At 65.6% G+C, this 8,551-nt stretch carries 8 protein-coding genes; all 8 read left to right on the top strand.

What is annotated here, in order from left to right; translation table 11 throughout:
* On the top strand, nucleotides 1–524 hold a 524-nt coding region (locus tag SE92_RS12035), incomplete at its 5' end, for a HEAT repeat domain-containing protein (protein ID WP_198172616.1).
* A gap of 112 nt (nucleotides 525–636) precedes the next feature.
* On the top strand, nucleotides 637–1,809 hold the full coding sequence (locus SE92_RS12030; protein WP_063203479.1) for a fumarylacetoacetate hydrolase family protein: 1,173 nt from the start codon (nucleotides 637–639) through the stop codon (nucleotides 1,807–1,809).
* A gap of 463 nt (nucleotides 1,810–2,272) precedes the next feature.
* Complete coding sequence (ytfQ, locus tag SE92_RS12025) at nucleotides 2,273–3,238, top strand: galactofuranose ABC transporter, galactofuranose-binding protein YtfQ (protein WP_063195897.1); 966 nt, start codon at nucleotides 2,273–2,275, stop codon at nucleotides 3,236–3,238.
* Nucleotides 3,239–3,356: 118 nt separating this feature from the next.
* Nucleotides 3,357–4,889, top strand: coding sequence for a sugar ABC transporter ATP-binding protein (locus SE92_RS12020; RefSeq protein WP_063195896.1), 1,533 nt, complete (start codon nucleotides 3,357–3,359; stop codon nucleotides 4,887–4,889).
* The gene (locus tag SE92_RS12015; protein WP_063195895.1) at nucleotides 4,886–5,878 is read left to right on the top strand and encodes an ABC transporter permease; all 993 of its coding nucleotides are present in this window, start codon (nucleotides 4,886–4,888) and stop codon (nucleotides 5,876–5,878) included. The genes SE92_RS12020 and SE92_RS12015 overlap by 4 nt, the downstream gene beginning before the upstream one ends.
* A complete protein-coding gene (gene yjfF / locus SE92_RS12010; protein WP_063195894.1) occupies nucleotides 5,875–6,855 on the top strand; it encodes a galactofuranose ABC transporter, permease protein YjfF in 981 nt (326 codons plus the stop codon). Before SE92_RS12015 ends, yjfF begins: the two co-directional genes overlap by 4 nt.
* Entirely contained in the window at nucleotides 6,852–7,628 is a 777-nt protein-coding gene (locus SE92_RS12005; RefSeq protein ID WP_063195893.1) for a FadR/GntR family transcriptional regulator, read from the top strand. The genes yjfF and SE92_RS12005 overlap by 4 nt, the downstream gene beginning before the upstream one ends.
* Nucleotides 7,625–8,551, top strand: a complete 927-nt coding sequence (locus SE92_RS12000; RefSeq protein WP_063195892.1) for a Gfo/Idh/MocA family protein — start codon at nucleotides 7,625–7,627, stop codon at nucleotides 8,549–8,551. Before SE92_RS12005 ends, SE92_RS12000 begins: the two co-directional genes overlap by 4 nt.

Here is an 8,551-nt window from a genome sequence, read left to right as displayed (position 1 = left end):
AGGCCATCGGCGTCATCGGCTTCCTCAAGCTGGAGGAATCCATTCCCGCGCTCACCGCGCTGATCAACGATCCCGATGCTCATGTGCGCCGGGCTGCCGTAAGCGCGCTGGCATTCTCGCAGTTGAAACCTGCGGCCGAAACCATCACGCGAGCGCTGAAGGACGCCGACTGGATGGTTCGCGAGATGGCCGCGGAGACGCTGGGTCTCAACGTCAACGGGGCGCTGGCCGCCGACCAGCTCATCGCCTGCCTTGCCGACGAGTTCTGGCAAGTGCGGCTGAAGGCGATCCGCAGCCTCGGCCGAATGAAGATCGAGCGCGCGGTGCGGCCGATCGGGAATGGCATCAATCACGATCAGGCGAACTTGCGGAAAGAGGCGGCCGCCGCGCTCGGCGAGATCGCTCATCCTGATGGCGAGGTCTTCCTGGCCGTGATCGCCGACGATCCCGATCCCGATGTGCGCAAGAACGCACGTTGGGCGCTGCAGCAGATCGCGGCGAGGAAGGCGCGGGCAGGAGCATAGCAGCGGGGCATCCTGCCGCTCTGGACTTCCCCGGCCAGACGTTTATTGGTCTTCGCCAATGGGACCGGCTGCTGCAAAGACGCCGGTCCTTAGAAACAGCGAGGGCGCGGCCATGACGACATTGACGGTGAAGGACCTTCTCCCCGAGGATGGAACGAAGGGGACGCTGGTCGGCCGCGTCTGGCTGCCGCAGGTGAATGGTCCGGCCGTCGTCGCGGTGCGCGGTGATGGCGTGTTTGACGTCACCTCGAGCTTTCCGACCGTCAGCGCACTGTGCGAGGAAGACAATCCGGCCAAGGCGCTTGGCGCGACCAGGGGCGAACGCATCGGCGAACTCGAGGCTATCGTGGCCAACACCGCTCCCGACGGGCGTGATCCGAACAAGCCCTGGTTGCTCGCGCCTGTCGATCTCCAGACATTGAAGGCGGCCGGGGTCACCTTCGCGATCTCGATGCTGGAACGCGTGATCGAGGAACGCGCCAAGGGTAATCCGGCCTCTGCCGAAGCCATCCGCAAAGAGGTGACGCGGCTGATCGGCGACGATCTGTCGAAGCTCAAGCCGGGCTCGGACCAGGCGATGCATCTGAAGCAGGTGCTGATCGATCAGAATGCCTGGAGCCAGTATCTCGAGGTCGGCATCGGTCCCGATGCCGAGGTCTTCACCAAGGCCCCGACCATGTCGTCCGTCGGCACCGGCATGGATGCCGGCCTCCATCCGAAATCCACCTGGAACAACCCCGAGCCGGAGCTCGTGCTGTTCGTGTCCAGCCGCGGCAAGATCGTCGGCGGCGCGCTCGGCAACGACGTCAATCTGCGCGACTTCGAGGGGCGCTCCGCGCTGCTGCTGTCGAAGGCCAAGGACAACAACGCCTCCTGCGCGATCGGCCCGCTGTTGCGCCTGTTCGACGACAGCTTCACACTCGATGACGCGCGCAAGCTCGACATCAGCCTGAACGTGACGGGGGCGGACGGCTTCGTTCTCGATGGCCATTCCTCGATCAGCAAGATCAGCCGCGATCCGACCGACCTCGTCGCGCAGACCATCGGCAAGATCCATCAATATCCTGATGGTTTCGTGCTGTTCCTCGGCACGATGTTCGCACCCGTGAAGGACCGCGATGCCCCGGGGCAGGGTTTTACGCACAAGCGCGACGACATCGTCACCATCTCCGCGCCGGAGCTCGGCAAGCTCGTCAACCGCATGCGCACCAGCGACGAGTGCGAGCCCTGGACTTTCGGCATCGGCGCGCTGATGAAGAATCTGGCGCAGCGGGAGCTGATCTAGTTCGCTGTTCTTCGCCTCTCCCCGCGTGCGGAGAGAGGCCGACACGCGAAGCGTGGCGGGTGAGGGGACTCTCCACGAGTCGTTTGGGCCGATAACGGCCGAACCTCCACGTCATTGCGAGCGCGGCGAAGCAATCCAGAGTCTTTCCGCGGAGGGATTCTGGATCGCAATGACGGGGGAGAGAGCTGGCACCACGTTTATCGCCGCCGCCGCGGATGAAGCCAGCATCCCCACCGCGTAAAATTCCCTTCATCTTCCCGTTGCATCACCGGAACAAAATCGCGCTGAGCGTGTCATAAAACCGCGCGCCGCGCTCCCGCGCGTTTTCCCTCCAATAGTCAAATAATATGACTAGTCGGAACCCAACTCCTGTGAAATAGTGCCTCCCGCCGCCTCAAAGGCTGGCCTTTAGGTGCCATGTTACCGAACGGCGCCAGAGATAAACATTTGGGAGACACGCCTGATGACCCTCAAAGCCCTCTTTGCGGCCAGCGCCACGACCGCGTTGCTGCTCGCGTTGCCGGCCAGTGCCGCCGAGCTCACCATCGGCTTCTCGCAGATCGGATCGGAATCCGGCTGGCGCGCGGCCGAGACCTCGGTCTCCAAGCAGGAGGCCGCCAAGCGCAAGGTCAATCTCAAGATCGCCGACGCACAGCAGAAGCAGGAGAATCAGATCAAGGCGATCCGTTCCTTCATCGCGCAGAACGTCGATGCGATCTTCCTCGCGCCCGTCGTCTCGACCGGCTGGGATTCGGTGCTGAAGGAAGCCAAGGAGGCCAAGATCCCGGTCGTGCTGCTCGACCGCGACATCGATCCCTCCGGCAAGGAGCTCTATCTCACCGCCGTCACCTCCGATAGCGTGCACGAAGGCGCGGTCGCGGGCGACTGGCTGGCCAAAACCGTCGGGACGAAACCCTGCAACATCGTCGAATTGCAGGGCACGGTCGGCGCCAGCGTCGCCGCAAACCGCAAGAAAGGTTTTGACACGGCGATTGCCAAGCACGCCAACCTGAAAGTGGTGCGCAGCCAGACCGGCGACTTCACCCGCGCCAAGGGCAAGGAGGTGATGGAAAGCTTCATCAAGGCCGAAGGCGGCGGCAAGAACATCTGTGCGGTCTATGCCCACAATGACGACATGATGGTCGGCGCGATTCAGGCCATGAAGGAAGCCGGTCTCAAGCCCGGCAAGGACATCCTTACCGTCTCGATCGACGCGGTCCCCGACATCTTCAAGGCGATGGTCGCGGGCGAAGCCAATGCCACGGTCGAGCTGACGCCGAACATGGCCGGCCCGGCCTTCGATGCCGTCGCGGCGTTCAAGGAGAAGGGCACAGTTCCGCCGAAATGGATCCAGACTGAATCCAGGCTGCTCACCGCCGCCGACAATCCGCAGAAGGAATACGACAGCAAGAAGGGCCTCGGTTACTGAGGCGTGACGCACCGCCGCGACGTCCGTTGCGGCGGTGCCCCCCTTTTCGGAACCGGTGCGCGAGCGACTAGGCTGGGTGTCCGCGGCATAAGCAGGCGCCGGTGGGAGTGAATTTGCCATGCAGAACAGTGCTTCCCTGCTGGAGGTGCGCGGGATCAGCAAGAGCTTTGGCGCCGTGCGTGCGTTGCAGGAGGTCGACTTCACGCTGCGCGCCGGCGAGATCCATGCGCTGCTCGGCGAGAACGGCGCCGGCAAGTCGACGCTGATCAAGGTGATCACGGGCGTGTTTCCGCGCGACGCCGGCTTCGTCAGGATCGGTGGTGAAGAGATCGCGCCGCGCTCGGCCAAGGCGGCGGTGGCAGCGGGCATCGCCACCGTCTACCAGGAGGTCAATTTGCTGCCGAACCTTTCGGTGGCGCAGAACCTGTTCCTCGACCGCCAGCCGATGCGCTTCGGCATCGTCCGCGAAGGCGAGATGCGCCGTCGCGCCAAGGCGCTGCTGGCGGATTTCGGTCTCGATATCGACGTCGCTGCGCCGCTCGGCAGCTATTCCGTCGCCATCCAGCACGTCACCGCGATCGCCCGCGCGGTCGATCTCTCGGCCCGCGTGCTGATCCTGGACGAGCCGACCGCGAGCCTCGACCGCCACGAGGTCGAGATCCTGTTCGGCATCATGCGCCAGCTCGCCAAGCGCGGCATCGGCATAGTTTTCGTCAGCCATTTCCTTGATCAGGTCTACGAGATCTCCGACCGGATCACGGTGCTGCGCAATGGCCGTCTGGTCGGGGAGCGCGAGACCGCGTCCTTGGCGCGGCTCGAGCTGATCCGGATGATGCTCGGCCGCGAGTTGGCGGAGACCACCAGTGCGCGGGCGGCGGCGAGCGAACATGAAGTGCGCGAGGTCTGCGCGAGTTTTGAGAATTTTGGCAAGGCCGGTTACGTTGCGCCGTTCAATCTCGAGCTGCGTCATGGCGAGGTCGTCGGCCTTGCTGGACTGCTCGGCTCGGGCCGCACCGAAACCGCACGGCTGGTGTTCGGTGCCGAGCGCGCCGATCGCGGGCAGGCGAGGGTGGAAGGCGCGCCCGTCCGCCTTCAGTCGCCGCGCGACGGCGTCCGCCATGGCTTTGGCTATTGCCCGGAAGAGCGCAAGACCGACGGCATCGTCGCGGAGCTCACGGTGCGCGAGAACATCGTGCTCGCGCTCCAGGCCAAGCGCGGCCTGCTTCGGCCGCTGTCGCGCCGCGAGCAGGACGAGATCGCGCGCCGCTACGTCAAGATGCTCGACATCCGTCCGGCCGATCCCGAGCGTCCCGTCGGGCTGTTGTCCGGTGGCAATCAGCAGAAGGTGCTGCTGGCGCGCTGGCTCGCGACCTCGCCGCGGCTCCTCGTGCTGGACGAGCCGACCCGCGGCATCGACGTCGGCGCCCATGCCGAGATCATCCGGCTGATCCGCGAGCTCTGTGACGATGGCCTCTCGCTGCTCGTGATCTCCTCCGAACTCGACGAGATCGTGACTTATTCGGACCGCGTCGTGGTGCTGCGCGACCGCGCCCATGTCGAGGAGCTCGCGGGCGAAGCGGTCGACGTCGGCAACATCCTCGCCGCCATCGCCGCCGATAGCGTCACTGTTGCGCTTGAGGCTCACACATGACAGCGCTGCTGCCGCGCCGCGGCCTCGCCCAGATCCTCGCGCTGATCGTCATCCTCGCGGTCGACCGCGTGGTGTCGCCGCAATTCTTCGACCTGCGCCTCCAGGACGGCCGTCTGTTCGGCAGCCTGATCGACGTCCTCAACCGCGGCACGCCGGTGGCGCTGCTCTCGCTCGGCATGGTGCTGGTGATCGCGACGCGCGGCATTGATCTCTCGGTCGGCGCGGTGATGGCCATCTGCGGCGCGATCGCCGCAAGTCTCGCCGACAGTCACAGCCTTCCGGTGGTACTGGCGGCCGCGCTGGGGGCGGGCCTTGTCTGCGGCCTCTGGAACGGATTTCTCGTCGCCGTGCTCGGCATGCAGCCGATCGTGGCGACGCTGATCCTGATGGTCGCGGGCCGCGGCATCGCCCAGCTCATCACCGAAGGACGTATCGTGACGTTCTCCTCGCCGGATCTGGTCTGGCTCGGGAATGGTTCGGTGCTCGGCCTTCCGGTGCCCGTCGTCATTGCCCTCGGTATGCTCATTCTCACTGGCGCTGTGGTGCGCGGCTCGGCGCTCGGGCTGCTGATCGAGGCGACCGGGGGCAACGCGCGCGCGAGCGAGCTTTCCGGCGTCGGCACCCGTGCGATGATCCTGTCGGTCTATGTCTGGTGCGGCGTCTGCGCCGCGCTCGCGGGCGTGATCGCGGCGGCCGACATCATGGGCGCTGACGCCAACAATGCCGGCTTGTGGCTTGAGCTTGATGCAATTCTGGCCGTGGTGATCGGTGGCACCTCGCTGTTCGGCGGCCGCTTCAGCCTCGTGCTCGCGGTGTTGGGTGCGCTGATCATTCAGACCATGAACACCGGCATCCTCCTGTCCGGCTATCCGCCGGAGTTCAATCTGCTGGTCAAGGCGGTGGTGGTGCTCGCGGTGCTGCTGTTGCAGTCGCCGAAGCTGTCCGGCTTTGCCGGTATCGCCGCACGGCTGCGGAGGACGAAAGCATGAGAGGCCTGCCGCCCGTCCTGATCACGGCGATCGTGCTCGTCGCAGGCTTTGCGCTCTGCGCGGTGCAATTTCCCAACATCGCCTCGACCCGCGTGGTCGGCAATCTCCTCACCGACAACGCCTTCCTCGGCATCGTCGCGACCGGCATGACATTTGTGATCATCTCCGGCGGCATCGATCTCTCGGTCGGCTCGGTGATCGGATTCACCACGGTCTTCGTCGCGCTCGCGATCGAGCGCTGGGGCATGCCGCCGCTGGTCGCCTTCGTTGCCATCCTCGCGCTCTCGGCGGCCTTCGGCGCGGCGATGGGCGCGGTGATCCATGTCTTCGATCTGCCGCCGTTCATCGTGACGCTCGCCGGTATGTTCCTGGCGCGCGGCGCTGGCTTCCTGCTGTCGACGGAATCGGTGCCGATCACGGCACCCGTCTATTCCACCGTCTCCGACTTCGCGCTGCGAATGCCCGGCGGCGGGCGATTGACCTCGGTCGCGATCATCATGCTCGTCATCGTGATCGGCGGCGCCTTGCTGCTGCAGCTCACAAGGTTCGGCGCTAACGTCTATGCGCTCGGCGGTAGTCGCGCGACCGCGGGCCTGATGGGCGTTGCGGTCGGCAAGATGACGATCAAGATCTACATGCTGTCGAGCCTGCTGGCGGGGATCGCCGGCATCGTGTTCTCCTTCTACACCAGCGCCGGCTACTCGCTTTCCGCCGTCGGCGTCGAGCTCGACACCATCGCCGCCGTCGTGATCGGCGGTACGTTGCTCACGGGCGGGCAGGGCTCCGTGATCGGCACCTTCCTCGGCGTGCTGATCCAGGGCCTGATCCAGACCTACATCAATTTCGACGGCACGTTGTCGAGCTGGTGGACCAAGATCGCGACCGGCGTTCTGCTGTTTGCCTTCATCGCCCTGCAGCAGGGGCTGGTTGCGCTCGCGCGCCGGCCGAGGACAAAGAGCCTGGGAGCCGCGACATGACCTCGCGCATCGTCGTCATCCGGACGCGTCGGGCTCATTCCAACCATGCGGAGGTGGCCCGCTCGATCGGTGTCGACATCATCGCCGGCCGCTATGCCGAGGGCACGCGCCTGCCGGGTGACGCCGAGATGATCGCGATGTTCGGCGTGTCGCGGCCGGTGCTGCGCGAAAGCGTGAAGACCCTGGTCGCCAAGGGCCTGCTCACCACCAAGGCGCGGGTCGGCACGGTCGTGCGCGAACGCGCGGCCTGGAACATGTTCGACGCCGACGTGCTGGCCTGGCACCTCGATGCCGGCATCGACAAGCGTTTCCTCAACGACCTCGCGGAGATTCGCCTTGCGGTCGAGCCGCGTGCCGCGATGCTGGCGGCGGCGCAGCGGTCGGAGGAGGATCTCGTCGAGCTCCGGCGCAGCATGGAGCGCATGCGGCTCGAAGCGTCTGACTCGGTCGGCTTCGCCGATGCAGATCTGGCACTCCATGTCGCCGTGGCGCGCGCCTCCGGCAATCTGTTCATGCGCTCGATCGGCCACGTCATCGAGGCCGCGCTGCGCGCCTCGTTCCTGCTGAGTGCGCCGGTCGAATCGGAAGATCGGGATACAGTGTTGCTCTGGCACCAGAAGATCGTCGACGCGATCGCGGCCGGCGATGCCGAGGCCGCGTCGGAGGCGATGGTCTATGTCATTCACAACGGCATGCGCCGCCACGATGGTACGGTGATCGAGACCGCGCCGGCCGAGGCGTTGCCATCCGTACAGTCCGGAGAACGCTCGTGACGGAACTTCGCATCGCCATCGTCGGTTTCGGCAAGATCGCACGCGACCAGCACGTCGGTGCGATCGCCGCGGTGCCGGGCGCAACGCTGGCGGCAATTGCCAGCCGGAACGCCTCGCTGCCGGGACTGCCGCATTTCGCTACCATCGAGGAACTGCTGGAAAAGGGGCCTGATGTCGATGCGGTCTCGCTCTGCACGCCGCCGCAGGTGAGGCGCAAGCAGGCTGCAGCGGCACTCGCCGCCGGCAAGCACGTGATGCTGGAAAAGCCGCCGGGGATCGGGGTTGCCGAGCTCGATCCGCTGATCGCGATGGCGGCGGAAGCCAAGCGGACGCTGTTTGCGACCTGGCATTCGCGCTACGCGCCGGCGGTCGAGCCGGCCCGGCAATGGCTCGCCGGACGCCAAATCCATTCTGTTCATATCAATTGGAAGGAGGACGTTCGCGTCTGGCATCCCGGGCAGGGCTGGATCTGGGAGCCGGGCGGCCTCGGCGTGTTCGACCCTGGCATCAACGCGCTGTCGATCCTGACCAAAATCCTGCCGCAGCCTGTGTTCGTCACCGCGGCCGAGCTGGCGTTCCCCGCCAATTGCCAGGCGCCGATCGCGGCGAGCCTGACGCTCGCCGACATCGAGGGTCTTGCCGTCACAGCTGAGTTCGATTTCCGCCAGACCGGACCGCAGAGCTGGGATATCGTCGTCGAGACCGATCAAGGTCGGATGACGCTGTCCGGCGGCGGCAGGCACATGGCGATCGAAGGCAAGACCATTGCCGAGGCACCTGATGAAGAATATCGCGGACTCTACCGGCGCTTCGTCGAGCTCGCGGCGACCGGCGCAAGGGATGTCGACCTGACGCCGCTTCGCCTCGTCGCCGACGCCTTCCTGCTCGGCCGGCGTACAATCGTCGAACCGTTTATGGATTAG

Origin of the sequence: Bradyrhizobium sp. AT1, assembly GCF_001590795.1 — a bacterium.
Classification (GTDB): domain Bacteria; phylum Pseudomonadota; class Alphaproteobacteria; order Rhizobiales; family Xanthobacteraceae; genus Bradyrhizobium.
The sequence above is the reverse complement of the archived record's forward strand: the minus strand, read 5'-3'. Positions and strand labels throughout refer to the sequence as shown.

Excerpts from the sequence above, each read along its gene's own strand:
- ytfQ (WP_063195897.1), top strand. The coding sequence starts at position 2,273 with ATGACCCTCAAAGCCCTCTTTGCGGCCAGCGCCACGACCGCGTTGCTG.
- SE92_RS12020 (WP_063195896.1), top strand. The coding sequence starts at position 3,357 with ATGCAGAACAGTGCTTCCCTGCTGGAGGTGCGCGGGATCAGCAAGAGC.
- SE92_RS12030 (WP_063203479.1), top strand. The coding sequence starts at position 637 with ATGACGACATTGACGGTGAAGGACCTTCTCCCCGAGGATGGAACGAAG.
- SE92_RS12005 (WP_063195893.1), top strand. The coding sequence starts at position 6,852 with ATGACCTCGCGCATCGTCGTCATCCGGACGCGTCGGGCTCATTCCAAC.
- yjfF (WP_063195894.1), top strand. The coding sequence starts at position 5,875 with ATGAGAGGCCTGCCGCCCGTCCTGATCACGGCGATCGTGCTCGTCGCA.
- SE92_RS12015 (WP_063195895.1), top strand. The coding sequence starts at position 4,886 with ATGACAGCGCTGCTGCCGCGCCGCGGCCTCGCCCAGATCCTCGCGCTG.